The sequence below is a fragment of the Streptomyces sp. NBC_00028 genome, assembly GCF_045041065.1.
Taxonomy (GTDB): Bacteria; Actinomycetota; Actinomycetes; order Streptomycetales; family Streptomycetaceae; genus Streptomyces.
The window spans coordinates 2,655,416-2,682,149 of the sequence record NZ_CP108293.1 but is presented as its reverse complement, the minus strand read 5'-3'; the positions used below and the strand labels follow the sequence as shown (position 1 = coordinate 2,682,149).

27 protein-coding genes are annotated in these 26,734 nt (G+C 72.3%); 10 read left to right on the top strand and 17 right to left on the bottom strand.

Annotated elements, in window-relative coordinates; genetic code table 11:
* Nucleotides 1-85: 85 nt before the first annotated feature.
* On the top strand, nt 86-421 hold the full coding sequence (locus OG885_RS11815; protein ID WP_405730150.1) for a hypothetical protein: 336 nt from the start codon (nt 86-88) through the stop codon (nt 419-421).
* 434 nt (nt 422-855) lie between these two features.
* Here OG885_RS11815 and OG885_RS11810 read toward each other — a convergent pair whose 3' ends face one another.
* Both OG885_RS11810 and OG885_RS11805 read right to left on the bottom strand, forming a co-directional pair.
* The gene (locus tag OG885_RS11810) at nt 856-2,238 is read right to left on the bottom strand and encodes an FAD-dependent oxidoreductase (protein ID WP_405730148.1); all 1,383 of its coding nucleotides are present in this window, start codon (nt 2,236-2,238) and stop codon (nt 856-858) included.
* Nucleotides 2,239-2,265: 27 nt separating this feature from the next.
* Complete coding sequence (locus OG885_RS11805) at nt 2,266-3,198, bottom strand: DUF4349 domain-containing protein (protein WP_405730146.1); 933 nt, start codon at nt 3,196-3,198, stop codon at nt 2,266-2,268.
* Nucleotides 3,199-3,352: 154 nt separating this feature from the next.
* Here OG885_RS11805 and hemG point away from each other — a divergent pair, with 154 nt between their 5' ends.
* Nucleotides 3,353-4,804 carry a protoporphyrinogen oxidase gene (hemG, locus tag OG885_RS11800; protein ID WP_405730144.1) on the top strand — a complete coding sequence of 484 codons (1,452 nt, stop codon included), beginning with the start codon at nt 3,353-3,355 and terminating at the stop codon, nt 4,802-4,804.
* Nucleotides 4,805-4,809: 5 nt separating this feature from the next.
* A complete protein-coding gene (gene hemQ, locus OG885_RS11795) occupies nt 4,810-5,541 on the top strand; it encodes a hydrogen peroxide-dependent heme synthase (RefSeq protein WP_399950692.1) in 732 nt (243 codons plus the stop codon).
* Here hemQ and OG885_RS11790 read toward each other — a convergent pair whose 3' ends face one another.
* The 8 genes from OG885_RS11790 to OG885_RS11755 form a co-directional block, all read right to left on the bottom strand.
* Nucleotides 5,542-7,134 (bottom strand): alpha/beta hydrolase, encoded by a 1,593-nt coding sequence (locus tag OG885_RS11790; protein ID WP_405730141.1) that lies wholly within the window; start codon nt 7,132-7,134, stop codon nt 5,542-5,544. It abuts the gene before it with no gap.
* 98 nt (nt 7,135-7,232) lie between these two features.
* Nucleotides 7,233-8,033 (bottom strand): TIGR04222 domain-containing membrane protein, encoded by an 801-nt coding sequence (locus tag OG885_RS11785; protein WP_405730139.1) that lies wholly within the window; start codon nt 8,031-8,033, stop codon nt 7,233-7,235.
* Between the two features lie 115 nt (nt 8,034-8,148).
* Nucleotides 8,149-8,928 carry a DUF4142 domain-containing protein gene (locus OG885_RS11780; RefSeq protein ID WP_405730137.1) on the bottom strand — a complete coding sequence of 260 codons (780 nt, stop codon included), beginning with the start codon at nt 8,926-8,928 and terminating at the stop codon, nt 8,149-8,151.
* A gap of 93 nt (nt 8,929-9,021) precedes the next feature.
* Entirely contained in the window at nt 9,022-10,341 is a 1,320-nt protein-coding gene (locus OG885_RS11775) for a DUF692 domain-containing protein (protein WP_405730135.1), read from the bottom strand.
* 131 nt (nt 10,342-10,472) lie between these two features.
* Nucleotides 10,473-11,078 carry a TIGR03086 family metal-binding protein gene (locus tag OG885_RS11770; RefSeq protein ID WP_405730133.1) on the bottom strand — a complete coding sequence of 202 codons (606 nt, stop codon included), beginning with the start codon at nt 11,076-11,078 and terminating at the stop codon, nt 10,473-10,475.
* 101 nt (nt 11,079-11,179) lie between these two features.
* Nucleotides 11,180-11,830 carry a TetR/AcrR family transcriptional regulator gene (locus OG885_RS11765; protein ID WP_405730131.1) on the bottom strand — a complete coding sequence of 217 codons (651 nt, stop codon included), beginning with the start codon at nt 11,828-11,830 and terminating at the stop codon, nt 11,180-11,182.
* Between the two features lie 44 nt (nt 11,831-11,874).
* A complete protein-coding gene (locus tag OG885_RS11760; protein WP_405730129.1) occupies nt 11,875-12,324 on the bottom strand; it encodes a hypothetical protein in 450 nt (149 codons plus the stop codon).
* A gap of 25 nt (nt 12,325-12,349) precedes the next feature.
* The gene (locus OG885_RS11755; RefSeq protein ID WP_405730127.1) at nt 12,350-13,054 is read right to left on the bottom strand and encodes a peptidyl-tRNA hydrolase; all 705 of its coding nucleotides are present in this window, start codon (nt 13,052-13,054) and stop codon (nt 12,350-12,352) included.
* A 30-nt stretch (nt 13,055-13,084) separates the two neighbouring features.
* Here OG885_RS11755 and OG885_RS11750 point away from each other — a divergent pair, with 30 nt between their 5' ends.
* Together OG885_RS11750 and OG885_RS11745 are read left to right on the top strand one after the other, a co-directional pair.
* Nucleotides 13,085-13,954 (top strand): ATP-binding cassette domain-containing protein, encoded by an 870-nt coding sequence (locus OG885_RS11750; RefSeq protein WP_405730125.1) that lies wholly within the window; start codon nt 13,085-13,087, stop codon nt 13,952-13,954.
* On the top strand, nt 13,951-14,622 hold the full coding sequence (locus tag OG885_RS11745) for an ABC transporter (RefSeq protein WP_405730123.1): 672 nt from the start codon (nt 13,951-13,953) through the stop codon (nt 14,620-14,622). The genes OG885_RS11750 and OG885_RS11745 overlap by 4 nt, the downstream gene beginning before the upstream one ends.
* 8 nt (nt 14,623-14,630) lie before the next feature.
* On the opposite strand, the gene OG885_RS11740 is transcribed toward OG885_RS11745, so the two are convergent.
* The 7 genes from OG885_RS11740 to zapE form a co-directional block, all read right to left on the bottom strand.
* Complete coding sequence (locus OG885_RS11740; protein WP_399950722.1) at nt 14,631-14,810, bottom strand: hypothetical protein; 180 nt, start codon at nt 14,808-14,810, stop codon at nt 14,631-14,633.
* Nucleotides 14,811-14,819: 9 nt separating this feature from the next.
* On the bottom strand, nt 14,820-15,662 hold the full coding sequence (locus OG885_RS11735; RefSeq protein WP_405730121.1) for a polysaccharide deacetylase family protein: 843 nt from the start codon (nt 15,660-15,662) through the stop codon (nt 14,820-14,822).
* Between the two features lie 163 nt (nt 15,663-15,825).
* Nucleotides 15,826-17,196 carry a PhoX family protein gene (locus tag OG885_RS11730; protein WP_405730119.1) on the bottom strand — a complete coding sequence of 457 codons (1,371 nt, stop codon included), beginning with the start codon at nt 17,194-17,196 and terminating at the stop codon, nt 15,826-15,828.
* A gap of 91 nt (nt 17,197-17,287) precedes the next feature.
* A complete protein-coding gene (locus OG885_RS11725) occupies nt 17,288-18,064 on the bottom strand; it encodes a slipin family protein (protein ID WP_405730117.1) in 777 nt (258 codons plus the stop codon).
* 95 nt (nt 18,065-18,159) lie between these two features.
* Nucleotides 18,160-19,617 (bottom strand): SulP family inorganic anion transporter, encoded by a 1,458-nt coding sequence (locus OG885_RS11720; RefSeq protein WP_405730115.1) that lies wholly within the window; start codon nt 19,615-19,617, stop codon nt 18,160-18,162.
* A 5-nt stretch (nt 19,618-19,622) separates the two neighbouring features.
* Entirely contained in the window at nt 19,623-20,201 is a 579-nt protein-coding gene (locus OG885_RS11715; protein WP_405730113.1) for a carbonic anhydrase, read from the bottom strand.
* 478 nt (nt 20,202-20,679) lie between these two features.
* Nucleotides 20,680-21,831 (bottom strand): cell division protein ZapE, encoded by a 1,152-nt coding sequence (gene zapE / locus OG885_RS11710; protein WP_405730111.1) that lies wholly within the window; start codon nt 21,829-21,831, stop codon nt 20,680-20,682.
* Here zapE and OG885_RS11705 point away from each other — a divergent pair.
* The 5 genes from OG885_RS11705 (at nt 21,830) to OG885_RS11685 (ending at nt 26,716) form a co-directional block, all read left to right on the top strand.
* Nucleotides 21,830-22,696 (top strand): pyrimidine reductase family protein, encoded by an 867-nt coding sequence (locus OG885_RS11705; protein ID WP_405730109.1) that lies wholly within the window; start codon nt 21,830-21,832, stop codon nt 22,694-22,696. The genes zapE and OG885_RS11705 overlap by 2 nt on opposite strands.
* 153 nt (nt 22,697-22,849) lie before the next feature.
* Nucleotides 22,850-23,305, top strand: a complete 456-nt coding sequence (locus tag OG885_RS11700) for an indole-3-glycerol phosphate synthase (RefSeq protein WP_405730107.1) — start codon at nt 22,850-22,852, stop codon at nt 23,303-23,305.
* Nucleotides 23,306-23,401: 96 nt separating this feature from the next.
* Entirely contained in the window at nt 23,402-24,793 is a 1,392-nt protein-coding gene (murC, locus tag OG885_RS11695; RefSeq protein WP_405730105.1) for a UDP-N-acetylmuramate--L-alanine ligase, read from the top strand.
* A gap of 13 nt (nt 24,794-24,806) precedes the next feature.
* Complete coding sequence (gene msrB / locus OG885_RS11690) at nt 24,807-25,214, top strand: peptide-methionine (R)-S-oxide reductase MsrB (protein ID WP_405730103.1); 408 nt, start codon at nt 24,807-24,809, stop codon at nt 25,212-25,214.
* A gap of 107 nt (nt 25,215-25,321) precedes the next feature.
* Nucleotides 25,322-26,716: an FAD-dependent oxidoreductase gene (locus tag OG885_RS11685; protein WP_405742698.1), complete on the top strand. Its 1,395-nt coding sequence runs from the start codon at nt 25,322-25,324 to the stop codon at nt 26,714-26,716.
* Nucleotides 26,717-26,734 lie beyond the last annotated feature (18 nt).

Below are 26,734 nucleotides of genomic sequence, written 5' to 3'. Positions count from 1 at the left end.
ATGTGCCCGCAATACGGGGCGTGAATCGGTGAACACCCGCACGCGCGCGTGCGTATGTGTTCTCAACCGACGTGAGGAACAGGCGATGAACGACCGAGTTACTCCTCCGATCCACGCGCTGCCCGACGGTGAGGCCGAGCTCGCCGTCGTGCTGCGACTGCCCTGGGAGGACGTCGCCCGACTGGGCCAGGAGGCGGGGCGGCTGGCCTCCCAGATGCAGCGGCCGGTGACGCTGGACGAGGCGGTGAGCCACCGGCTGCGGTCGTCCCGGGCCTCCGCCGCCCACGCCAAGCCCGCGGGCGAGCAGCCCGCCGCCATGCCGGCCGCCGTCCCCCCGAGCGCGTCCGTGTCGTCGCTGCCCCGCCCCCCGGCCGAGCAGGCGCGGCAGGCCATAGAACGGATCAACGGGACGACCGCCTAGGGCCTGTCCGGCGGATCAGGTCGCAGGAAAACAGCGGGGCCTCATCGACGCAGGTGAGCGGGGGCGATGGGGGTGCCCCCGCGCGAGGTTGTTCGAGCGTGGGGGAGCGTCGGAATGCAAGGCGGAGGAGGGCGGCGACGCGATGGGGGCCCCTCCCGCTCGAGCGAAGCCGAGAGTGGGGGAGTCGTCAACCGACGACAACGCCGCAGGCCGGCGTGCCAGACCCCGCGTCTGCGGCATGATGCGCCGGACAGGCCCTAGGTCGTGTCCGCAAAGTCCCGCCTGCCGGGAGCCGCCATGCACGCCCTCTCGCCGCACCGGGCACAAACCCACGTACAACCAGTACGCGGGTTCGTGCCCGGCACGCCGAGAGCACGCACCTGACGCCGCCCGGCCCGCCCTCCGGGCGGACGACGGGACTTTGCGGACACGACCTAGGCCGTCACCGCCTTCGCCGCCTTCCTGGCCGCGACCAGGACCGGGTCCCACACCGGGCTGAACGGCGGTGCGTAGCCCAGGTCCAGGGCCGTCATCTGCTCCACCGTCATCCCGGCCGTCAGCGCCACCGCCGCGATGTCCACGCGCTTCCCGGCGCCCTCCCTGCCGACGATCTGCACGCCGAGCAGCCGTCCCGTGCGGCGCTCGGCGAGCATCTTGACCGTCATGGGGGAGGCGCCGGGGTAGTAGCCCGCGCGGGACGTCGACTCGATGGTGACGGACACGAACCGCAGGCCCACCCGGTGCGCGTCCTTCTCGCGCAGTCCCGTCCGCGCGATCTCCAGGTCGCAGACCTTGCTGACCGCCGTACCGACCACACCCGGGAAGGTCGCGTAACCGCCGCCGACATTGGCGCCGATGACCTGGCCGTGCTTGTTGGCGTGGGTACCGAGCGCGATGTGGCGTTCCTGGCCGGAGACGAGGTCCAGGACCTCCACACAGTCGCCGCCCGCCCAGATGTCCTCGTGGCCGCGCACCCGCATGCCGAGATCGGTCAGCAGCCCGCCATGCCGGCCCACAGGCAGCCCCGCCGCCCTGGCCAGCTCCGTCTCCGGGCGCACCCCGATGCCCAGCACCACGACGTCCGCCGGGTACTCGGCGTCCTCCGTGGCCACCGCCCGCACCCGCCCGTCCTCACCGGTCAGGATCTTGGTGACCGCGGCGTCGTTCACCATGGTGATGCCCAGACCCTCCATCGCCTCGTGCACCAGGCGCCCCATGTCCGGGTCGAGCGTCGACATGGGCTCGCTGCCGCGATTGACGACCGTCACCTCGTAGCCGCGGTGGATGAGCGCCTCGGCCATCTCGACGCCGATGTACCCCGCGCCGACCACCACCGCCCGCCGCCCACGCGTGCGTGCCAGCGTGTCGATCAGCGCCTGCCCGTCGCCGAGGGTCTGCACCCCGTGGACACCCGGCGCGTCGACGCCCGGCAGGTCCGGGCGGACCGGGCGGGCGCCGGTCGCGATCACGAGTTTGTCGTACGACGTCCAGGACTCGGCCCCGGAATCGAGGTCACGCGCGCGGACCCGCCGCCGCTCGACGTCGATCTCCGTGGCCTCCGTGCGCATGCGCAGGTCGATGTCACGGGCCCGGTGCTCCTCGGGCGTGCGGGCGATCAGCTCGTCCCGCTCCCCGACGTCGCCGCCCACCCAGTACGGGATGCCGCAGGCCGAGTAGGAGGTGAAGCGGCCCCGCTCGAACGCCACGATCTCCAGTTCGTCGGGCCCCTTCAGCCGGCGGGCCTGCGACGCCGCGGACATCCCCGCGGCGTCGCCGCCGATCACGACCAGTCGTTCCCTCGCAGCGCTCATGTTCATGCGAACACGCTACGTGGGGCGGGCATTTCAGTGCTGCCCACCGCCCCGCTCCTCGGCGGCCACCGGGAGGTGCTCCGGGACCGGGCGGCGCGAGCGCCGGGGGCGGAGCAGGCGCAGCCACGCCAGCACCAGCAGGGCCAGGACCGCGGCGAACGGCAGGACCGCCGCCAGCGCCACCACGATCCAGCGCAGCATCGTCACGAACGCGCCCCAGCCGCCCGCCAGCGCGTCCACGATCCCCGGGTCGTCGTCCTCGGTGGCCTTCGCGACCGGCTTCTCGGTCAGGGACAGGGTGATGGTGGCCAGGCTCGTGCGGTCCTTCAGAGAGGCCTGCCGGGCGAGCAGCGCCTCCAGGTCGGCCTGACGGCTGCTCAGTTCGCCCTCTAGGGTCACCACGTCGCTCAGCTTGGTGGCCTGGTCCATCAGCTCGCGGATGCGGGCCACGCTCGCGCGCTGCGACTTGATGCGGCTCTCCACGTCGACGACCTGGTCGGTGACGTCCTGCGCCTTGGCGGTGCGGTCGATGAGCTTGCCCGAGCCCTCCAGCTCGGCCAGCACCTCCTCGTACCTGTCGACGGGCACCCGCAGCGTCACCCGCGTCTGCTCCGCGCCCTTCTCGTCGCGGGAGGTCGACTCCTTGCCGACATACCCGCCCGCGTTCTCGGTGGTGGTGCGGGCCGCGTCCAGCGCCTTCGGTACGTCCTTGACCTGCACGGTCAGTTCGGCGGTGCGGATGATGTGGCTGGTGGGGAGCGTGGGGGCGGTGCTCGCCTGCTTGCCGCCCCCGCTGTCGGCGGCGCCGCCCGGGGCGGCCTCCTTGGCGTCCGACAGCGCGGCGCTGTCGCTGCCGGAGCCGCCGTCGGAGGAGTCGGAGCCGGAACAGCCGGTCAGGGCCAGTGCCGTGGCCAGCAGGAGGCCCGCCAGGGCCTGGACGGGTCGTACCGAACGTCGTGTGCGCATGGGCGTGCCCCCGGGTTGTGACGACTGACGCTCCTTCGACGCGCGGGCGCTCCGCAACGTTGGGGCGGGGCGGTACCGAAGGGGTCACGGTCGGGACTCGGAAGGGACAAAGGTCCCTGGCGTCACTGTCGGTGGCGTCTGAGAAGGTGGAGCCATGAGCGGATCAGGTACGACGGGGCACGTCGTCGTCATCGGGGCCGGGATCGCGGGACTGGCCGCGGCCCACCGGCTGCTGGCGCGCGGGGCGCGGGTGACCGTGCTGGAGGCGTCCGGCCGCGTCGGCGGCAAGCTGCTGCCCGGCGAGATCGCCGGCGCGCGCGTGGACCTCGGCGCGGAGTCGATGCTGGCGCGCAGACCTGAGGCCGTCGCCCTGGCCCGCGAGGTGGGCCTGACCGACCGCCTCCAGCCCCCCGCCACCGCCACCGCCTCGATCTGGACCCGCGGCGCCCTGCGCCCGATGCCCAAGGGCCATGTCATGGGCGTCCCCGGCACCGCGTCCGCCCTCTCCGGCGTCCTGTCCGACGAGGGCCTGGCCCGCATCGAGCGCGACGCCGACCTGCCGCGCACCGAGGTCGGCGACGACGTGGCGGTCGGCGAGTACGTCGCCGCACGGCTCGGCCGCGAGGTCGTCGACCGCCTGATCGAGCCCCTGCTCGGCGGCGTCTACGCGGGCGACGCCTACCGCCTCTCGATGCGCTCCGCGGTCCCGCAGCTCTACCAGGCCGCGAAGACCCACACCTCCCTGACGGAGGCGGTCCGTGAGATCCAGGCCAAGGCGGCGGCCAACCAGCAGACCGGCCCGGTCTTCATGGGCCTCGCGGGCGGCGTCGGCAGCCTCCCGCTCGCCGTCGCCGACGCGGTTCGCGCGCGGGGCGGCGAGATCGTCACCGGCGCGCCCGTGACCGAACTGCGCCGCGAGGGCGCCGAGGGCTGGCGGATCACGGCCGGGGACCGCGTCCTGCACGCCGAATCCGTGGTCGTCGCCGTACCCGCCCCCGCCGCCTCCCGCCTGCTGCGCGCGGAAGCCCCCGAGGCCGCCGCCGAACTCGCCGCCGTCGAGTACGCCTCCATGGCCCTGGTCACCCTCGCCTACCGCCGCGCGGACACCGACCTCCCGGCCGGCAGCGGCTTCCTCGTCCCGCCCGTCGACGGCCGCACGATCAAGGCGGCCACGTTCGCCTCCCAGAAGTGGGGCTGGATCGCCGACGAGAACCCGGACGTCGTGGTCCTGCGCACCTCGGTCGGCCGCTACGGCGAAACGGCGATCCTGGACCGCGACGACGCGGACCTCGTCGACATCTCGCGCCACGACCTTCGCGAGGCCACCGGCCTCGACGCGAGCCCCCTCGACACCCGCGTCACCCGCTGGACCGACGGCCTGCCCCAGTACCCCGTCGGCCATCACGCGCGCGTGGCCCGCGTCCGCGAGCACCTCGCGAAGCTCCCGGGCCTCGCCGTCTGCGGAGCGCAGTACGACGGAGTGGGCATCCCGGCCTGTGTCGCGAGCGCCTACGCGGCGGTCGACCGGATCCACGGAGACGAGCGCGGTGTGCAGGAGCTCACCGCCCACCCGGTGCAGAGTCTGCACGGAGGAGCAGGAGAATAAGGACCATGACCAACGATGCCACCACCCCCGAGGCCGGCCGGATCCCGAACAAGGGCAAGCTGGCCAAGGACCTCAACGAGGTCATCCGATACACGCTCTGGTCCGTCTTCAAACTGAAGGACGTCCTCCCCGAGGACCGCGCGGGCTACGCCGACGAGGTCCAGGAGCTGTTCGACCAGCTCGCCGCCAAGGACGTCACGATCCGCGGCACCTACGACGTGTCGGGACTGCGCGCCGACGCCGACCTCATGATCTGGTGGCACGCCGAGACCGCCGACCAGCTCCAGGAGGCGTACAACCTCTTCCGCCGCACCAGGCTGGGCCGCGCGCTGGAGCCGGTCTGGTCGAACATGGCGCTGCACCGCCCCGCCGAGTTCAACCGCTCGCACATCCCGGCGTTCCTCGCCGACGAGACGCCGCGCAACTACGTGAGCGTCTACCCCTTCGTGCGGTCCTACGACTGGTACCTCCTGCCCGACGAGGACCGCCGCCGTATGCTCGCCGACCACGGCAAGATGGCCCGCGGCTACCCGGACGTCCGCGCCAACACGGTCGCCTCCTTCTCCCTCGGCGACTACGAGTGGCTGCTGGCCTTCGAGGCCGACGAGCTGTACCGCATCGTCGACCTCATGCGCCACCTGCGCGCGTCGGAGGCCCGTATGCACGTCCGCGAAGAGGTCCCGTTCTACACGGGCCGCCGCAAGGACATCGGGGATCTGGTCGCCGGTCTGGCCTGATCAACCCCGGGGCCTGGGCTCCGGGTGCGGTGCGCAGGCCGCGCGCCGCACCGGGAGCCGGCCCTCCAAGAGGTACGCGTTCAGGTGCCCGTTGACGCACTGGTTCGGTCCGCCCGCGATCCCGTGCGTCCCCGCGTCCCGCTCGGTCACCAGCACCGACCCCGACAGCCGCCGATGCAGCGCGATGGCCCCGTCATAGGGCGCGGCCGCGTCCCGCTCGGCGGCCAGGATCAACGTCGCCGGCAACTCACCGGGCCCCGTGCGCACATCCAGCGGCTCCTGGCGCGGCGCCTGCCAGTAGGCGCACGGCAGGTTCATCCACACGTTGTCCCACGTCTCGAACGGCGCCACCCGCGCCAGCCGCGTGTTGTCCCGGTCCCACACCGCCCACCGGGTGGGCCACGCAGCGTCGTTGCACTCGACAGCCGTGTACACCGCGTTGGAGTTCTCGGCCTCCTTCGCCGCCTCCGGATGCGGCCCCGCCTGCGCGATCAGCTGCTTCGGGTCGCCCTTCAGATACGACGACAGCGCCTCCGCGCGATGCGGCCAGTAGTCGTCGTAGTACCCGGCCGACAGGAACGCCCCCTGCAACTGCCCGGGCCCGACCTTCCCGCCGGCCGGCTCCGCCGCCAGCTGGGCCGCCGCCTTGTCGTAACTGTGCTGCACCTTCTCGGCCGTGTCGCCGAGCCCGTACACCTTGTCGTGCTTGGCGACCCACTCGCGGAAGTCCGCCCAACGCTCCTCGAACGCGGCCGACTGGTCGAGGTTGTTGCGGTACCAGACCTGCTCCGGGTCCGGGTTCACCGCCGCGTCGAACACCATCCGCCGCACATGCGAGGGAAACAGCGTCGCGTACAGCGCCCCGAAGTAGGTGCCGTACGACGCCCCCATGAACGTCAGACGGTCCTCGCCGAGCGCGGCGCGCAGGACGTCGAGGTCACGGGCGTTGTTGAGCGAGGTGTAGTGCCGCAGCGCGCTGCCCGCCCGCTTGGCACAGCCGCGCGCGTACGCCTTCGCCTCGGCGATGCGCTCCTGCTTGTACGACTCCGAGGGGTGCACCGGCGCCGGTGAGGGCGCCTTGACGAAGTGCTTGGGGTCCTCGCAGGACAGCGGGGCGGAGCGGCCGACGCCGCGCGGGGCGTAGCCGACGAGGTCGTACGCCGCCGCGAGCGGCTTCCACTCGGGCAGGTAGCCGATGAGCGGGAAGTACATGCCGGAGGCGCCGGGACCGCCCGGGTTGTAGACCAGGGAGCCCTGGCCGGGGACCCTGTGCTTGCTGTTGTGGGGGTCCTTGTGGGTGGCCAGGACCCGGCTGACGGTGAGTTTGATCTGTTTGCCGTCGGGGTGGGCGTAGTCGAGCGGGACGGTGACCGTGCCGCACCGCATCGCGGCCGGCAGGTCCTCAGCGTCCGGGCACTTGCCGAAAGCGATCCCGGCGGCCTGGGCCCGCGCGGCGGCCGTCGCGGTGCCCCGCAGCTCGACCGCGCCCGGCAGTCCGCCCGGAACTCCGGGCGAGGTGCTGCCGGCCGGGGCGGCCGCGAGTGTGGTCAGGATCAAGGTCCCGGCGGCCGAGTAGAGGGCGGGGGCTCTCATCGCGTATCCCTTCGGTGCACGGCAGCAACAAAAGGGATGTTTCGTTCGGTTGTTGGTGAAGGCAAGCACCGTCCGGCCGGTGTCGGCGCCAATGCCCCCTATGCGCCCCTGGTGTGCCCGTCGCGCCAGTGCTGCTCACGGTCGGCGAAGGCCGCGCGCAGATCCGGTTCACCGACCGCGCGGATCCCCCGTACGGCGACGGTGGTCAGGTAGGTGCGGTCGTCGCCGCCCCCGGTGCGGCGGGCCAGGGCGCCGAGCAGGCGCTGGCCGGCGGGGGAGGCCCAGCGCGAGTACGGGTGGACCTCGACCCGGGCGATGGCCAGGCAGCTCAGCGTGAGGGCGAGGGGCAGCGCGAACCAGAGGGCGATCAGCTGGCGCGGCATCTCCGAGGGGGCGGGCGTGAGCAGCGCGGTCGCACCCAGCGCGAGGACGACGAGTGAGGCGAGCTGCACCTGACGGACCGCCGCCGCCACCGTCGTACGGGCCCCGTCCGGCACGGCGAGACCCGCGCGGACGAGCCGGTCGGCGAGGCCGCGCACCGGGGCCGCGCCGGCCGCGGCGTCCCGCGCCGGGGTGATGCGGGACTGGCCCTGCGGACCTATGGCCCCGATGACGGAGCGCTCGATCTCGTCCCGGCCGCGCGGGTCGACGACCGTCGCCCAGCCGGTGTGCGCGAGGAGCAGTCGGCGCTGGCGCGCCATCGAGACCATGGTGAGGTCGGCGACCCGGCGGGGGCCGCCGGACAGGAACGCCGCCTCGTACAGCGTCAGATCGTGCCCACGGCCCGCGGCCACTTCTTCCGTGTCCACGGCCGCAGCACGTACGGCGGCCAGGCACAGCCGGGTACACGCGGTACCGGCGGCGGCCCAGGCCAGCAGGAGGAGAAGGACCCAGAACATGACGCTGTTCTATGCGAATCGGTCGCGAGGGCGCCATGCCTTGTTCACGATCCGGACGGAGCGATGCCGGGCCGTGATGTTCCGTTTGGCTCGCTCAGTTCTCGCTCTGCCTTGCTCAGTCCTCGTTCGGCGGCGGGCTGCTGGCCGGCGGAGGCAGTGAGTACGTCGGGGAGGCCGGCGGTGTGACCGGGACGGCCGGGCTCGGATCGGTCGTCGGACCGGGTGGGCCGGGGGTGTTGGTGATCGGGGGAGTACTACCGGCGGCCATGTCCTGGGCCAGGGCGTCCCAGTCGACGTACCCGGTGGCCTCCAGGACCTTGATGTGGTCGAGGACGGTGGTGTTCGCGTCGTCGGCGAGGGCGCGCACCAGGGAGTTGCGGGTGGTGGCCCGCACCTGGGCGACGACCGAGAAGACCCGGCCGTGCGCGAGGCGCAGGATGTTGGCGAACTGCCGGTCGTACTCCGTCCCCTGGGCCGAGCTCAGGGTGGCCAGCCACTGCTTCTGCTGGTCGCTCGGCTCGTTGGGGAGCGCGAGGCCGAGCTGCGAGGCCACGTCGCGCACCCGCTCGTCCAGGAACGTGTGCCCCTCGACCAGATGCTGCCCCGCCGTGCGGACGGCCTGCGTGGTGCCCTTCTGCAGGGCCTGCTGCCCGGCCGGCAGTTCCCACAGCCCGGCGAGGCGGACCTTGGTGACGAACTCCCGGTCGAGCGCGGACAGCGGCCCGTACCGCGTCGACACGGTCTGGGCGTTCAGTACGTCGACCCCGGTCCCGGACCGGTCGGCGTACGACCAGACCGGGAAGACCAGGGCAGCCAGGGTCGCCGCCAGGCCGGTGATGATGAGCCCGGTGCCACTGAAGATGCCTCGGCCTCGGACGGGGGGTCGGGGTCGCATGGTGCCTCCTGCTTGCGGCACCGCACGCCAGTGCGTTTCGGGTGCGCAGTTGGCATGTTACTGCGCGGTCCGGGCCGGCCGGCGACCGTCCGCTCAGCGGCGCAGCAGCACCCGCCGCGTCGCCCGCGCGAGGCGCACGCCCGGCCGGTGCGAGCGCGGTCGTGACCCCGACCGCTCCAGCCACCACTCCCGCAGCTCACCCAGCGTCCGCTCGTCCCGCACCGCCTCCGCCGCCAGCAGGTACCCGGCAAAGTCCAGCGCGTCCCTGCGGTACCCGCCGGTCATCGGGTGCCCGTGGGCGTACCCGAGGAACGCGGTCCGGTACTCCGCGCCCAGGATCCCCGGCAGCTCGGGCGCGACCTTCGCCACGACGTCCGCCCGCTTCCCGGCGAGCGCCCGCGCCTGCACCCCGAGCCGCACCCGGTCGAACCCCTCGGGCACGGGGGTCCCGGCGACGAGGGCGGAGAGCAGCGCGGTCTGCGCGAGGGCGAGGCGCTGGCGGGCGGGGTCGGAGGCGGGAGCGGGTGTGACGGCGCGGGTGGCGTCCACGACCGGAGCCTGCCCCTGCCCCTGTCCCGGCCCCTGCTCCCGCCCCTTCTCCAGCGCCCCGCGGATCGCCGTCAGCTCCCCCTCCAGTTCGGCCGGTTCCGGGAAGTTCTCGTCGCGCTCCAGCAGGACGCCCGGCGGGGTCACCCGGGAGGCCAGGTCGGTGAGGATGTCGAGGACCGGGCGGGGGACCGGGTGGGCGTGGCTGTCGTGCCAGACGCCGTCCCGTTCGAAACCGCCCGCGACATGGACGTAGGCGATCGCCTCCAGCGGGAGGTCGGCGAGGGCCTCGGCCGGGTCCTCGCCACGGTTGACGTGGTTGGTGTGGAGGTTGGCGACGTCGATGAGCAGCCGTACGCCGGTGCGGTCGGCCAGCTCGTACAGGAACTGCCCCTCGGTCAGCTCCTCGCCCGGCCAGGAGATCAGCGCGGCGATGTTCTCCACGGCGAGCGGCACGGGCAGCGCGGCCTGGGCGACGCGGATGTTCTCGCACAGCACGTCGAGGGCGTCGCGGGTGCGCGGCACCGGCAGCAGATGGCCGGCCTCCAGACGCGGGGAGGCCGTCAGGGGGCCGCCCGCCCGCACGAACGCGATGTGCTCGGTGACCAGGGGCGAGCCCAGCGCCTCGGCGCGCTCGGCGAGGGCCGTCAGGCGCCCCTCGTCGGGGCGGTCGGCGCCGCCGAGGCCGAGCGAGACACCGTGCGGGACCACGGTCACCCCGCGCTCGCGCAGCCGTCGCAGCGACTCGGGCAGATGGCCGGGGCAGGTGTTCTCGGCCACGACCTCGACCCAGTCGATGCCCGGCATACGCTCCACGGCGTCCGCGATCTCCGGCCGCCAGCCGATCCCCGTGCCCAGTCGCTCCATGTCCCCGTCCCCGTTTCCCCGTCGAGTGGCTTGCTCAGGTGCCCGCTGTGTCGTCTCCTTCGACGCCCGCTGTTCCTGTGTGACGGGGGTATGGCCCCGGTACCCGGAACCGAATCACCTCGGGGGCGTCTTCAGAGCAACATTTGAGGTTCCGGCTCCCGCCCCAGCAGCCGCAGTGTCTCCTCCAGGGCCCCGGCCCCCTCCGGTACCCGCAACGCGGGCGCGAACGCCGCCCCCTCCCCACGGCTGCCCGGGTCCGCCGGAACACGCCGGGCCACGGCCAGGGCCGCGGCGAGGACGTCGTCCGGCAGCTCCAGGCGTACGCCGAGCGTGGCGGCCACGTCCCAGGCGTGCACGACGTAGTCGACGAGGTGGAAGCCGATCGCCATCCGCCCCGGAACGGTCAGCCCGAGCTCCGGGAGGGTGAACTCCCGCCCTCCGGCGCCTGGTTCGGCGAAGGCGTCGAGCAGTTCCGCCGCGGCTGCCCGATGCACCTCGGCGGGCGCGCCCATGTCCTCCGGCTCCCGCCAGTGCGCCGGGTCAGCGCCCACGCCCCGCGCCGCCGCCGCGAATCCGCGATGCTGCGCGGCCATGTGCGCCACGAGCCGCCGCAGGGTCCACCCCGCACACGGGGTGTCCCGCTCCCAGTCCGCACCCCGCGCCAGATCCACCACCCGAACCGCCTCCCGCACGGCGACCCGGTCCAGTTCGACGATGTCCGCTCCAGTGACAGTCATGCGCCCACACTAAAACTGTGCGAACGGTCGTGCTACTTGTTTACGACGCCACTTTCCCGCGACGGCCCGCTCGGTGCGGGCTCCGTCAACAGGCAGCCGTGTCAAGGGACTTCAGGCACCCGGCCCGGATCGACCGCGACCGCCTTCAACCGGGTCGCGATCCCCACCCGGGCCCGGCGGTAGGAGGACTCCTCGTCGTGCAGGACGGAGACCATGTTGGCCGTCTCCATCAACGCCAGCAGCTCGAAAGCGAGTTGGGGCACGTCCGTGCCGGCACGCAGCTCACCCGCGTCACCGGCCGCGGCGATCGTACGCTCCAGGTAGGCCGTCCAGTCCCGCTGGGCACGGACCACGGCGTCGTGCACGGGCCCGGTGCGGGCGTCGAACTCGGCGATCACCTCGCAGAAGAAGCAGCCGCCAGGGAAGACCCGGCCGCGCGAGTACTCCAGCCACAGTTCGCACAACCGCCACACCCTGGCGACCCCCGCCGGCTCCTCCTCGACGGGCCGGGTCACCCGCTCGGCGAACACACGGCCCGCCTCGCGCACGGTCGCGAGCTGCAACTCCTCCTTCGACCCGAAGAGCGCGAACACCCCGCTCTTGCTGAGCCGCAACTCCGTCGCCAACCGCCCGACGGACAGGGCCTCCAGCCCCTCCACGGAGGCGATCTCGACGGTCCGGTCCAGCACCGACCGCCGGGTGCGGTTGCCCCGTTCGACCCTGCCGTCGACCCGTGTCACCGTGCCCTCCATTCGGCAGGATGCCGTGCCCCGCCCCTGCTCAAGACTGTGTCGTCCTACCGTACGGGCGAGGCCGACGGACAGCTGTCCAGCGGCCGGCTGATGACGGTGCCGACGCCGGTGCGGGTGGCGCTGTACGTGTAGCACCGGGCCCAGCCGGACACCGCGACCTGCACCACGACGGTGGTACCGGTCGCGGTTCGGGCGACGGAACGGGGGCTACGGGGGCGCAGTACGTCGGTGATCTCCCGATCGGTCAGGGTGCCGTCGACGTCGGCCTCCTGGAGCCGGACCCTGAGCCGCTCGGCGGCGGCGGTGACGGCGGCCCGGGCGTCCTGCTCCCGGTCCCGCCCGCTGTCCTGCACGGCCTGGAAGAACCGGACGAGCACGCCCGCGGCCACCAGCACGCCGACCAGCACGGCCACGCCGACACAACCGGCCGACCGGACGACGAACCCGGCCCGCCCGCTGTCGCGACGCGGCGTCTGCCGTATGGGGGAGGTCATGCGGTCATGCTCCCGTACGCGTGGTTCAGTGCCGTCGGCGCAGCGCAGGGTGGTCCGCCACCACCGTGCATGATCCGGGGGCGATCTCCGTGAAGCCCGCGTCCCGGACCAACGGCAGCCCGCTGGTGGTGAGTTCGCGCCAGCGCGCGGGCTCGGCGTTTCGCACGGCGAGGGGGAAACCGGCCTCGCGCCAGGCCGTACGCTCCTCGTCCGACAGGTCCCACCAGGCGAGTTGAGCCCCGTGGCCCGCCTGTGCCATCGCCTTGCCGGCCGACATGTCGAGCTCGGGATTCATCCACAGCACCGGCACCCCCGGATCGGCGTCCACGGGAGCCTCCGGGTCGTCGAGATCGGTACCGGACACCTGGAGCTTGGCCAACTCCTTCGGCCACCCGTCGAGCGGCACCGGTGGAAAGACCCGCACCTCGGCCGACTTCCCCGTGACGGTGATCCCGGGCAGCGCCCCGGCCTTCCGCCACTCGGCCCCCCGCGCCCGCCGCACGACCTTGCGGATCCGGGCGTCCTGCCAGTCCCGCATGACCTGAGCCCACTCCCCGTCCCCGAGGGCCCGCTCATCACTGAGGATGAGCAGAACGGCCCGGGCGGCGGTCTCCAGGGCATCGGTGCGGGCGGGGGGAGCGGCACGCTCGATGCGTACGACGAGAGGGAGGACGAACTGGGGGGCCTCGTCGCGCACATTGACTTCTGACTGGAAAGGACTGGCGTTCACCCAGCCACCCTAAGGGGACATCATTTGCCCATGGAACGCGCGCTACAGCTGGACAACGTGGGCCGCCGCTACGGCCTGCGCGGCCCCTGGGTCTTACAAGGCATCCACCTCACCCTCGCCCCGGGCACCCTGACCCGCGTGGAAGGAGAGAACGGCACCGGCAAGTCCACGCTCCTCCGCATCCTCGCCCGCCTCGACACGCCCTCCGAGGGCAAGGTCAAGGGCCGCCTCCGCACCGCCTACGTCCCCGAACGCTTCCCCGCCGCCCTCCCCTTCACCCCGCACGGCTACCTCACCCACCTCGGCAGGATCCACGGCCTGACCGAACCGTCCGCCAAGCGCGCCGCGGGCGACTGGCTGGACCGCTTCGGCGCCACCGCGCACGCCCGTACCCCCATGGCGCAGCTCTCCAAGGGCAGCAGCCAGAAGGTCGCCGTGGCGCAGGCGCTGCTCGCCGAACCGGAGCTGCTCGTGCTGGACGAGGCGTGGACCGGCCTCGACACCGGCGCCCGCGCCGAGCTGGAACGGGCCGTCGCCGAGCGCACCGCGGCCGGGGGAGCGGTGGTGTTCGTCGACCACGACCCAAGGCGCCTCGCGGAGGCGACCGACGCCGTGTACGTCGTACGGGAAGGCGGTCTGGAAGCGCGTACGGCCCCTACGACGGCCACCGCGCCGCCCACCGGCCCGCAGGCCGTCGTCGAGGTCCAGGGCCCGGCGGGGGGACGGCTGCCGGAAGGGGCCTACCGCACGGCCGTCACCGCCGAGGAGACCGCCCCCGGCACCTACCGGCTCACCGTCCCCGCGTCCCACTCGGACGTGCTGCTGCGCACCCTGCTCACGGCCCGCCCGCCGTGGCATGTGGTGACCGTGCGGCGCGCGACACAGGAAGGCGGCCGATGACCGCGCTGCTCCGCTATCAGGCCGCCCTGCTCGTGCGCTCGCAGCGCTGGCTGCCGCCGTTCATCCTGTACGCCGTGTTCCTCGGCGTCGGTGTGCAGAGCGGGCAGCCGATCCTCGACTCGCTGGGCTACGCCGCCGCCGCGCTGCTGCCGGTCGCCGCCTGGCTGGTGCGGATCTGTGTCTCCGGTGAGCCGCCCGCCGCCCGGGCGTGTGTCGCCGCCGCGGTCGGGCCCGCCCGCGCGCATCTCGCCGCGCTGCTCGTGGCGTTGGGCGCCGCGGCGGCGGTCGGTACGGTCGCGACCGTCCTAGTGACGCTGATCAGCGATCCGGTCAGTTCCGACCATCAGATCCGGGTGCCGAGGCTTCCGGCCGGTGGGTCCGGGCTGCTCGCGGTGCTCGCCTGCGCCCTGCTCGGCACGGCCGTCGGGGCGCTGACGACCTGGCCGTTGCTGCGCTCGCCCGGCCGGGCGGTGCCGACGATGCTGCTCGCGGCCCTGTTGTCCGTCGTGGTGACCGGCTCCCCGGCCCAGGCGGCGGTCAGCGGTCTGGTCACGGGCTCGCAGAAGGGGACGGTCCCGCTGCCGGTGTTCCCGTGCGTGGCGGCGGCCGCGGTCACGGCCGTGGCCCTGGCCGTCGCCTGCGCGCTGACCACCCGCCGCTCACCCTGAACGGACGGTCACCCCGAACAAGCGGTCCGCTGTGCCTCCTGCCATTCGCAGACAGGGCACAGCGTGATCCCCTTGTACGACTCCGGGTACTCGGTCGGCTTCCGGCACAGCACGCACTCGGCGTACGGCGGCCCGTCGGCGAGCGGCGGCTTCGGGACCTCGCGGATCGTGCAGTAGTCCTCGCTCATGCCTCCAGCCTAGGTCGGTCCGCCCTTCGCCCCGATCAGCTCGGACACCTTCACGAACCGGTACCCCTGGGCCCGCAGCTCCGGCACGATGTGCCGCACCGCCCGCTCGGTCGCCGGCGCCGCGCTGCGCGTGCAGTGCATGACGACGACGGAACCCGGCCGCACACCGTCCAGGACCTGCCGGGCCACGGCGTCGGCGTCGGTCGCGAAGGCGTCCCCGCTCACCACGTCCCACTGCACGGCGGTGACCCCGGCGGGGGTGAGCGCCTTGAGGGCCGTACGGTCGTAGCAGCCGCCGGGGAAGCGGAAGTACGGCATGGCGTCCGGCACCCCCGCCTTGCGGAAGGCGGTGTAGGCGCGCTCGACGTCGGAGCGCATCCGGTCCTCGGACACGCGCGGCAGCCCGTAGCAGTCGTCGGTGAAGGCGTAGTGGCTGTACGAGTGGTTCGCGACCTCGAAGAGCGGGTCCCGCCCGATCGAGCGGGCCTCGGCCGGGTACTCCTCGGCCCATCGGCCCGTCATGAACACGGTCGCCGGCACCTTCAGCGTCCGCAGCGCGGCGATCAGCGACGGGTTGTCGAAGTGCTCGCCCGCCGCCGCCCGCGTCCCCTGGTCGGCGGTCATGTCGGCGTCGAAGGTGAGGGCGACGGTCTTGTCCGGGGTGCGGGGGCCGTGCTTGAAGACGGGGGTGAGACCGGAGGGGCCGGGGGCGAGGGTCGGGGGCCGCGAGGGGGCGGCGGAGGGGGCCGGGTGGGCGGCCCTGGTGCGGGGCGCCTCGGGGGTGCCGGCGCAGGCGGTGAGGGCGGCGCCGAGTGCGCAGACGGCGGCGACTTGTCGTACTCGAATGATCACCGCATGAACATAACGGGGTGAATCGGTCGATTATCGGACCGCCGCACAGAAGGTCCGGGAGAACGCGTGCCTGAGCTCCTCGGGGGTCGGGTCCCTTGTCGCCATCCGGGGCGCCCGGGGGCCGTGGACGGCCGGCTCCCCGGGTGCCCCGCAGGCCGTCGTCCTACCTCCGCCAGGGGCCCGTCACGGCGAACGTGGTGCCCGGCGTATAGCAGTTGACGAACATGGTCTCGCCGTCCGGGGAGAACGTGACCCCCGCGAACTCGCCCCACTCGGGCGCTTCCGGCGTCCCGATGTTCTGGGCGTTGCGGGCCATCGCGTACACCTCGCCGCGGCGCGTCACGCCGAACACGTGCTGGGCGCCGTTGCCGTCCTCGCAGACCATGAGGCCGCCGCTGGGGGCGAGGCAGATGTTGTCGGGGGACTCGCCGGGGAGCTGGACGTCGGTGTCCGGGCCGAACACGATCACCAGGGTGAGGCGGCGGGCCGAGGGGTCGTACCGCCAGATCTGCCCGTAGTGGTCGGCGGCCGAGCCCTCCGCGCTGTGCGCGAAGGAGGAGACGAAGTACACGCACCGGCCACCCCAGTAGCAGCCCTCCAGCTTCTGCGCGTGCGTGATGCCCTTCGGGCCGAAGTCCTGGAGGCGGATGGGCGTCTGGGCGGCGAGCGGGTCCGGTACGTCGACCCACTCGACGCCCTCGAAGCAGGCGCCCGTCTCCTGGATGGAGGACAGGTCGGGTACGCCGGGCACGCGCATCGCCTGGAGCCGGCCGCCCGCGCGCAGGGAACCCAGGCCGCCCAGCGGCTTCTCGGGCAGGAAGCGGTAGAAGAGGCCGAACGGCTTGAGGAAGGCGTCCTCCGTCTCGTAGACGATGCCGCGTTTGGGGTCGACGGCGATCGCCTCGTGCTGGAAGCGGCCCATCGCGGTCAGCGGTACCGCGCCGGAGCGGCGCGGGTCGGCGCCGTCGACCTCGAAGATGAAGCCGTGGTCCTTGGTGTAGCCGTTGGTACCGGCCCTGTCCTCGGTCTCCTCGCAGGTCAGCCAGGTGCCCCAAGGGGTGGGTCCGCCCGCGCAGTTGACGGCCGTACCGGCGATGGCGACCCGCTCCGACAGGACGTTGTTGCGGGAGTCCAGGGTCAGCGCCGTACAGCCGCCCTTGCCCATCGGGTCGTAGGTGAGGCCGTCGATCGTCGGGACCGCGAGGGCCGCGGTGACCCGGTTCTCGTGGTTGCGGACCAGGTGGGTGCGGCCGTGTCTGCCGGTGAAGGCCGACATGCCGTCGTGGTTGGAGGGCACCTTGCCCTCGCCGGAGCGGAGCTGGTCGCCCTCGCGGGAGAGGACCCGATAGCGGAAACCTTCCGGCAGATCGAGCAGGCCGTCCGGGTCGGGGACGAGCGGACCGTAGCCCGTGTGGCCGAGGTTCTGGCTCGCGGCGGCGGTGCCGGCGAACAGCTCGGAGAGGGCGCCGGTGAAGGCGATGCCCGCCCCCAAGGCACCGGAGCGGGCAAGGATCTGACGTCGTGTTGCGGACATGGAGCAGCAACCTTCCTGCTGGCGGACAGGATGTGACGCCGCTGTGTCTATCACCTGGGTCGGGCTGCGGGAACCACGCGCGTAGCACGTGTCACTTGTCGGCCGGCCCCTGCTGGGCCTTCTCCAGGAAGCGCAGCAGCTCCACCGGGAAGGGCAGGACAAGGGTGGAGTTCTTCTCGGCGGCCACCGCCACCACCGTCTGGAGCAGCCGCAACTGGAGCGCGGCGGGCTGCTCGGACATCTGCGCGGCCGCCTCGGCGAGTTTCTTCGACGCCTGGAGCTCGGCGTCGGCGTTGATGATGCGGGCGCGGCGCTCGCGGTCCGCCTCCGCCTGCCGGGCCATGGAGCGCTTCATGGTCTCGGGCAGGGACACGTCCTTGATCTCGACCCGGTCGACCTGCACACCCCAGCCGACCGCCGGGCTGTCGATCATCAGTTCCAGGCCCTCGTTCAGCTTCTCGCGGTTGGACAGCAGATCGTCCAGCTCGCTCTTGCCGATGATGGACCGGAGCGAGGTCTGGGCCATCTGGGAGACCGCGAACTTGTAGTCCTCGACCTTCACCAGCGCGCTCGCCGCGTCGATCACCCGGAAGTAGACGACCGCGTCCACGCGCACCGTCACGTTGTCCCGGGTGATGCCCTCCTGGGCGGGGACCGGCAGCGTGACGATCTGCATGTTGACCTTGTGCATCCGGTCCACGAACGGGACCACCATCGCGAACCCGGGATTCCGTACGTCGCTCACCAGCCGCCCGAGCCGGAAGACCACCCCGCGCTCGTACTGCTTGACGACCCGGGCCCCGGCGGCGACGTAGACCGCCCCGGCGGCACCGGCCGCCACGGCCGCGGTGAGCAGTTCCTGGAGCATGACCCACCCCCTCTTCCGGAGGGCTTTCATCCGCTCCTGCAACGATATGCCCGGTGCCTGGCGTGAGGCCAGGCACCGGGCATGCACGGGGTGCGCTACGGCGCGGTGACCCGCACCGGTTCCGTGCCGACCGCGCTGTGTCGCTCGGCCCAGTTCTCCAGGGCCGTACGGCAGGCGTGGTCGAGGTGGTGCAGACCGGAGAGGTCCAGCTCCACCGGGCGGTCCTGGGGCAGCGCCTCCAGACTGTCGAGGATCTTCGGCAGCCGCAGGAAGGTCGCGTTGCCCGACAGATACGCCTGCACCGGACCCGCGCCCTTGTCCACGACCTCCAGCTTGAGGTGCGAGGCCTCCCAGGCGGTCTTGGCCACCGCCAGCGCGAGACCGATGAGCACGCCCTCGAACATGCTGACCGCGACGATCGACACGGCCGTGACCATGAGGATCAGCGCCTCGCCGCGGTGCTCGCGCCACAGCGACACGATCTCCCGTACGGGGATCAGCTTGGCGCCGGAGTAGACGAGGATGCCCGCCAGCGCCGGGATCGGGATGTAGGCGAGGACGCCCGGCAGCAGCGCCGCGAAGAGCAGCAGCCATACGCCGTGCATCACGCGGGACGCCTTGGTGCGGGCGCCCGCCTGTACGTTGGCCGCGCTGCGCACGATCACCGCGGTCATCGGCAGCGCGCCGAGCACACCGCACAGCGCGTTGCCCGCGCCCTGCGCGACCAGCTCCTTGTCGTACTCGGTGCGCGGCCCGTCGTGCAGCCGGTCCACGGCCGCCGCGCTGAACAGCGACTCGGCGGACGCGATCAGGGTGAACGCGAGGATCGTGGCGAGGACGCCGATGTTCGCGAGTTCGCCGAAGGCGGTGAACGACGGCGGCTGGATGGAGCCCAGCAGCCCCTGCACCTCGACGGTGGCCACCGGCATCGAGAACGCCAGCGCCGCCAGCGTGGCCAGACCGACCGCGGCGAGCGGACCGGGCACGGTACGCACCGCCGCCGGCATCCGCTTCCACAGCACCAGCACCGCGACCGTGCCGGCGCCGAGGCCGAGCGAGGCCAGCGCCGCGGTGTTCCCGAGGGCGTCCACGAGCGCGCCGGGCAGCCCGGCTATCTTGCCGAGCCCCGAGGCGGGCGCCTTGGCATCCGCCATCGCGTACAGCTGTCCGGCGATCAGGACGAGCCCGATGCCGGCCAGCATGCCCTCGACGACGGAGACCGAGATGGCCCGGAACCAGCGGCCCAGCTTCAGGGTGCCCATGAGGATCTGGAGGAGACCGGTGGCCAGCACGATGACGCCGAGGACGGGCAGCCCGAACTCCCGCACCGCCTCGAAGACCAGCACGGTCATACCGGCCGCGGGGCCGGAGACCTGAAGGCTGCTGCCGCGCATGAGACCGGTGACGATGCCGCCCACGATGCCGGTGACCAGACCGAGTTCGGCCGGGACACCGGAGGCGACGGCCACGCCGACGCACAGCGGCAGCGCGACCAGGAAGACGACCAGGGAGGCGGCGAAGTCCCGCCGCAGATGAGGGTAGGTGGTCATCATGGCGGTCACAGGGCCTCGAACGCGTCGGTGTCCGCGCGGTGTTCACGGACAGCCCCGGTGTGGACCTCGTAGTACCAGGCCCGCAGGGTGAGTTGACGGGTTGCCAACTTCTCCTCGATGAACGGGTAGGAGCGCAGGCGCAGGACCTGGGCCAGGACATGGCTCTGCACCCCGTCGGCGACGGCGGGGTCCTCGGCCGCCCCCGCCGGACGCGGCTCGGCGCGGGTGAGCCAGTCGCGTACGGCGGGTACGGCGTCGAGGTCGTCGCCGCGCACCAGGGCACCGACGGCGCCGCAGTGCGAGTGGCCGCAGACCACGATGTCGCTGACGCCGAGGACCTCGACGGCGTACTCGATGGTGGCCGCCTCGCTGGTGGGGTGCTCGGAGGCGTACGGGGGGACGATGTTGCCCGCGGTGCGCAGCTCGAAGAGCTCGCCGGGACGGGCGCCCGTGATCAGGGCCGGGACGACCCTGGAGTCGGAGCAGGTGATGAACAGGACCTGCGGGGATTGGCCTTCGGCGAGCTTGGCGAACTCCTCAGGGCGCTGTCCGAACAGGCGGGCGTTGTCGATGAGGGGCTGCATGTGGTGACTCCTCCTGGCGCGCCACGGCGGCGCGTCGGACGTACATGACAGGTGGGGGGACGGCAGCCGGTTCCGGTTGCGCGGCGACGGAAGACCTCGGGGTCGCCGGGAACGGGCCGCCTAGACTCTCGGTTTCCGCTGAGATGGGGACCGGGAATGGGACCGAGTTTTGGGTGAAGCCTCACGGATCGTGTGCGCGGTTGCGAACGGAGCCGTGGGAGTGAACGGCGGAGGGGTGACCGGGGCGGTGGTGCGAGGCGGAAGCACGGTCGGTGCTCGCGTACCTCGAAACATGCGCCCCCCTTCCGACGGTTGATGGCTCACGCGCAGACCAAGCCTTGGTCAATGGCTGGTCAAGAAACACGTTAACCCTGCAAAGTTGTTTGCAGGGTTAACTTAGCGTTTCGAGCTGAAGAGAGCCTGAAAAGCGTAGGTGGCGTGGCGCGAACTGGCCCTTGACCTGGGGGGTTTCGCGAGGCTAGGCGGACTCGACGAGCCGCTTGCCGTCGCGGGCCAGCGCGGTGAGCCGGGAGATCGCCCGGAAGTACTTCTTGCGGTACCCGCCGTTGAGCATCTCCTCGCTGAACAGCTGGTCGAACGGCCGTCCGGAGGCCAGCACCGGGACCTCACGGTCGTAGAGCCGGTCCGCGAGGACGACGAGCCGCAGCGCGGTCGACTGGTCCGGGACCGGCTGCACCTCGGTCAGACACACCGCCTTCAGGCCATCGGTCAACGCGCCGTAACGGCTGGGGTGGACCCGGGCGAGGTGGTCGAGGAGCTGCGGGAAGCCGTCGAGCGAGGCGCCCGGGGTGGCGTACGCCGTCTTCGTGACCTGTTCCTCGGAGTACGGCGCCGGTGCCTCGGGCAGGCCGCGGTGGCGGTAGTCCTCGCCGTCGATGCGCAGGGTGCGGAAGTGGGCGCTCAGGCCCTGGATCTCGCGCAGGAAGTCGACCGCCGCGAAGCGGCCCTCGCCGAGCTTGCCGGGGAGGGTGTTGGAGGTGGCGGCGAGGGCGACACCCGCGTCCACGAGCTTGCGGAGCAGGCTGGAGACGAGGACGGTGTCGCCCGGGTCGTCGAGTTCGAACTCGTCGATGCACAGGAGGCGGTGGTTCGAGAGCGTCTGGACGGTCTGCTGGAAGCCGAGGGCGCCCACCAGGTTGGTCAGCTCGACGAACGTGCCGAAGGCCTTGAGGGAGGGCTCGGCCGGGGTGGCGTGCCACAGGGATGCGAGCAGGTGGGTCTTGCCGACGCCGTAACCGCCGTCGAGGTAGACGCCGCGGGGGCCCGCGGATGCTCCCTTCTCCTTGCTCCTGCCCTTTCCGAAGCCGAAGAAGCCGCGCTTGCCGCCGGCGACGGCGTGCGCGCCGCCGAGCCCGCCCGCGAAGCCCTCGAGGACCTTGACGGCCTCGAACTGGCTGGGCTGGTTCGGGTCCGGTATGTACGTGCTGAAGCGGACCGAGTCGAAGCGCGGCGGCGGCACCATCTCGGCGACCAGACGGTCGGCGGGGACGTGCGGCTCGCGAGCGCACAGGGACACGGGGGCCGCGTCTGCTATCGGGCTGATCCCGGAGGCGGCGGTGGAGGACGACACGGTTCCCCATGCTAAGGGCCGTGCCAGACTGCACGACATGCGACGCCTGTTCCCTGTGACCGACCAGACAGTGACGACGGCCTCCGGCGGTGGGGCCGGGGAAGTGGGGGCGGGGGGTGCCGGTGAGGCGGGTGAGGCTGCTCGGGAGGGCGGTTTCGCCGGCCGTGAGTGGAGTCTCGCCGAGCTGGCCGCCGCCTACGCCTACCCCGACTCGGTCGCGGCCCCCGCCGAGGGCCCCAGGGTGCCCTGGCTGCGGGCCAACATGGTGTCCACGCTCGACGGGGCCGCCCAGCACGACGGCAAGTCGCAGCCCATCTCCAACGCGGCCGACATGCGGATCTTCGGCACGCTGCGGGGGCTGGCGGACGTGATCGTCGTAGGTGCGGAAACGGTACGCCAGGAGGGGTACCGCCCCGCACGCGTGCGTGCGGAGTTCGCGGAGGCCAGGGAGGCGGCCGGGCAGTCGGCGGCACCGGCGATCGCGATCGTCAGCGCGAGCCTCGACCTCGACTTCTCGCTTCCGCTCTTCACCTCCCCGCTCGTCCCCACCCTGATCCTGACCGGCGCCGCCGCCGCGCCCGACCGGAAGGCCGCCGCCGAGAAGGCCGGCGCCCGGGTGATCACCGCCGGTGACGGGATGGGGGTGGAGCCCGCCCGGGCCGTGCAGGCGCTGGCCGACCTCGGCTTCACCCGTCTGCTGACCGAGGGCGGTCCACGCCTCCTGGGTCAGTTCGTGGCCGCCGGGGTACTGGACGAGCTCTGTCTGACCGTTGCCCCGATGCTCACCGTGGGCGACGCCCAGCGGATCGCGGGCGGTCCTTCCGTCGCGGTTCCGCAACGGTTCGCACTGGTGTCCCTACTGGAGGAGGAGGGGTTTCTCTTCGGCCGCTACCAGCGGACTTGAAATTCGATCACTGGTACCGCCGGTCCCGAAAACGGCGGAATCAACCGTTCCGTTTAGCTTCCGACGGGCACACTGAATCTCGCAGTCCCCGTGAGATCGCGGGGCAGGATGGTTTCCGCAGAAGGGGCGCGCGCGGTGTTCACAAGCGTTTTGATGATCGAGAAGGCCCTGACCTCCGCCGACGTGGAGTTCGTCACGACCTTGCACGGGGACGAGCAGGTCGCGTTCCATGTGCTCCTCCAACCGCGTGGCGACCAGGCAGACCGGCTGCTGAGGGCCATCGACGACGTGGCGCTGGGCGAACTGGACGAGGCGGCGCGGGAACGGGAGGTTCCCGAAGGCGCCGCGGCGAAGGACTTCGGGGAGCGGGCGCTGGAGGTGTCCCTCCAGGCGCTGCGGGGCTCCGGGAACGCGGCGGAGGGGCGGCTGATCGAGGACCACCCGCTGGACGCGCTGAAGGCGGTGGTGGACGAGATCAAGGCCGACGAGGTGATCGTGCTGACCGATCCGCACTATGTGGAGGAGTTCTTCCACCGGGACTGGGCGTCGCGGGCGCGGCACAAGGTGGGGGTGCCGGTGTTGAAGCTGTTCTCGCACAGCAAGGCGTGAGAGCCGCCCACTGTGCTGCGTAGGGCATTGCGACGCAATGGATAGGCTGGGGCGCCTGAACGTCCGCCGTATCTGTACGCACAGGGAGACATCAACGTGGCACCCGGCACCCTTCCCACCGCCATGGACCGACCGCACTTCATCGGCATCGGCGGCGCCGGGATGTCGGGGATCGCGAAGATCCTCGCGCAGCGCGGGGCGAAGGTGGCGGGCAGCGACGCCAAGGAGTCCGCGACCGCCGAGGCGCTGCGGGCGCTGGGCGCGACCGTGCACATCGGGCACGCGGCGGAGCACCTCGCCGACGACGCGAGCTGTGTGGTCGTGTCGTCGGCGATCCGCCAGGACAACCCCGAGCTGGCCCGCGCGGCAGAGCTGGGCATCCCGGTGGTGCACCGTTCGGACGCCCTCGCGGCCCTGATGGAGGGCCTGCGTCCGATCGCGGTCGCGGGCACGCACGGCAAGACGACCACGACGTCGATGCTGGCGGTCTCCCTGGGCGAGCTGGGCCTGAACCCGTCGTACGCCATCGGCGGCGACCTCGACGCCCCCGGCTCGAACGCGCTGCACGGCGAGGGCGAGATCTTCGTCGCCGAGGCGGATGAATCGGACCGCAGCTTCCACAAGTACGCCCCCGAGGTCGCGATCGTCCTCAACGTGGAGCTCGACCACCACGCGAACTACGCGTCGATGGAGGAGATCTACGAGTCCTTCGAGACCTTCGCCGGAAAGATCGTCCCCGGCGGCACGCTGGTGATCAACGCCGACCACGAGGGCGCGCGGGAGCTGACCCGGCGCCTGGCGGGCTCGGTGCGGACGGTGACGTACGGCGAGGCCGAGGACGCCGACGTACGGGTCCTGTCGGTCGTGGCGCAGGGCCTGAAGAGCGAGGTCAAGGTCCTGCTGGACGGGACGGAACTGGTCTTCACGGTCTCCGTCCCCGGTCGCCACTACGCGCACAACGCGGTCGCCGCCCTCGCGGCGGGCGTGGCGCTCGGCATCCCGGCGGACGGGCTGGCGCCGGCGTTGGCGGCGTACACGGGCGTGAAGCGGCGCCTCCAGCTCAAGGGCGAGGTCGCCGGCGTCCAGGTCATCGACTCCTACGCCCACCACCCGACCGAGATGACGGCGGACCTGGAGGCGATGCGGGCGGCGGCCGGCGACGCGCGCATCCTGGTCGTGTTCCAGCCCCACCTCTTCTCCCGCACCCAGGAGCTGGGCAAGGAGATGGGCCAGTCCCTGTCCCTCGCGGACGCCTCGCTGGTCCTGGACATCTACCCGGCCCGCGAGGACCCGATCCCCGGCATCACCAGCGACCTGATCATCGACGCCGCCCGTGCCGCGGACGCGGACGTGACGCCCGTCCACGACAAGGCGGACGTTCCCGCACTCGTCGCGGGAATGGCGAAGCCGGGTGATCTCGTTCTCACCATGGGCGCGGGTGACGTGACGGACCTGGGCCCGCAGATCCTGGACCGCCTGTCGAAGTGAGGGGCTGAGCTTCATGTCGTACGACGTCGAAAAGCCGGAAGAGCAGTGGCGCACGGAGCTGACCCCGGCCGAGTACGCCGTGCTGCGCCAGGCCGGCACGGAGCCCGCCTTCACCGGTGAGTACACCAACACCAAGACCCAGGGCGTCTACTCCTGCCGCGCCTGCGGCGCCGAACTCTTCACCTCCACCACGAAGTTCGAGTCCCACTGCGGCTGGCCCTCCTTCTACGACCCGAAGGACACCGACGCGGTCGAACTGATCGAGGACCGGTCGCACGGGATGCTGCGTACGGAGGTGCGTTGTGCGCGGTGCGGATCGCATCTTGGGCATGTGTTCGAGGGCGAGGGGTATGCGACGCCGACGGATCAGCGGTACTGCATCAACAGCATTTCGCTGCGGCTGACGGCGGACGAGGACTGATCCTCGCTCTGACCGGAACCCGGTCGGCCCGCCGCGCGGGACGGGATACTTGTGTCTTTCCAGACATGGGCGACCAGGGGAGCGCAGCGGTGAACTCTGTCGGAGCGATGGGGCGTCAGGGCCTGGGCGGGCGGCATGCGGTCGTCGTGGGTGGGAGTCTCGCGGGGCTGCTCGCGGCGCATGTTCTCGCCGGGCATGCCGACCGGGTGACCGTCGTCGAGCGGGACCGGTTCACGGACGACGGAGCGGCGCGTCCCGGGGTACCGCAGGGGCGGCATCCGCATGTGCTGCTCCAGGGCGGACAGACCGCCATGGAGTCGCTGCTGCCGGGCTTCCTCGCGGAGTTGCGGGCGGCGGGGGCGCCGCTGGTGGGCATGCCGTCGGACATGGTGCTGTGGCAGAGCGGCCGTTGGTTCCGGCGGCTGGCCGCGTCCGTGCACATCTACACCGGCTCGCGCGCACAGCTCGAAGCGCTGGTCCGACGGCGGGTTCTCGCCAATCCCGCGATCAGCGTGGTGGAGGGGTCCGAGGTCGTCGGACTGCTCGGTGACGCCTCCCGCGTGCGCGGGGTGCTGGTGCGCGAGCGAACCGGTGAGGCCCGCGTCGAGCCCCGAGCCGTGCCGGCCGACCTGGTCGTCGACGCCTCCGGCGGCGGCACCAAGGCCGCCCAGTGGCTCACCGGGATCGGTGCCACGAGCCCGTACGAGGAGACCATCGACACCGGACTCGCCTACGCCTCCCGCGTCTACCGCGGCAAGGCGGGCGTCCTCGACGGCGACACCGTCGGCTACTACGTCTACCCCGGGACCGAACAGGTCCACGGCGGAGGTGCGCTGCCGCTGGAGGACGGCACCCATCTGGTGATCGTCTCCGGTCTGCGCGGCGACGAACCGCCCACGGACGACGAGGAGTTCACGGCGTACACCAAGCGGCTGGCGCATCCGCTCCTGGACCGCTGGCTGGAGGACGCCGAGCCGCTCTCCCCGCCCTTCGGCTACCGGCGCACCGCCAACGTCCGGCGCCGCTACGACCTGCCCGGCCACCCCGCCGGGTTCCTCGCCACCGGCGACGCCCTGTGTGCCTTCAACCCGATCTACGGTCAGGGCATGGCCGTCGCCGCGATGAGCGCCGTAGCCCTGCGCGACGCGCTGGCCGACCGGCGCCGGACGCCCACGACACGGCGCGTGCAGCGGGCGCTGCTCGGGGCGTCCCGGCTGGCCTGGGACATCTCCGCCGGGGCCGACCGCAAGATGCCGGGCGCGGTCGGGAACGCGCTCGGCGGCCGACCCACGGACGGTGTCACCGACTGGTATCTGCGCCGGGTCCAGGAGAGGTCGCCGGGCGACCCGGTCGTGGGGGACGCGTTCCGCGCCGTTCTCCACCTCGCCGCACCCGTCACCGCCCTGTTCGCCCCGCCCGTGGCCCGCGCCGTCCTCTTCCAGCCGCCGGCCCCGTCGCCGACCGAGGCCCCGGAGATGCCGGAGGCGCCGGAGACGCGGTAGGGGTCGGGGCCTACGGGG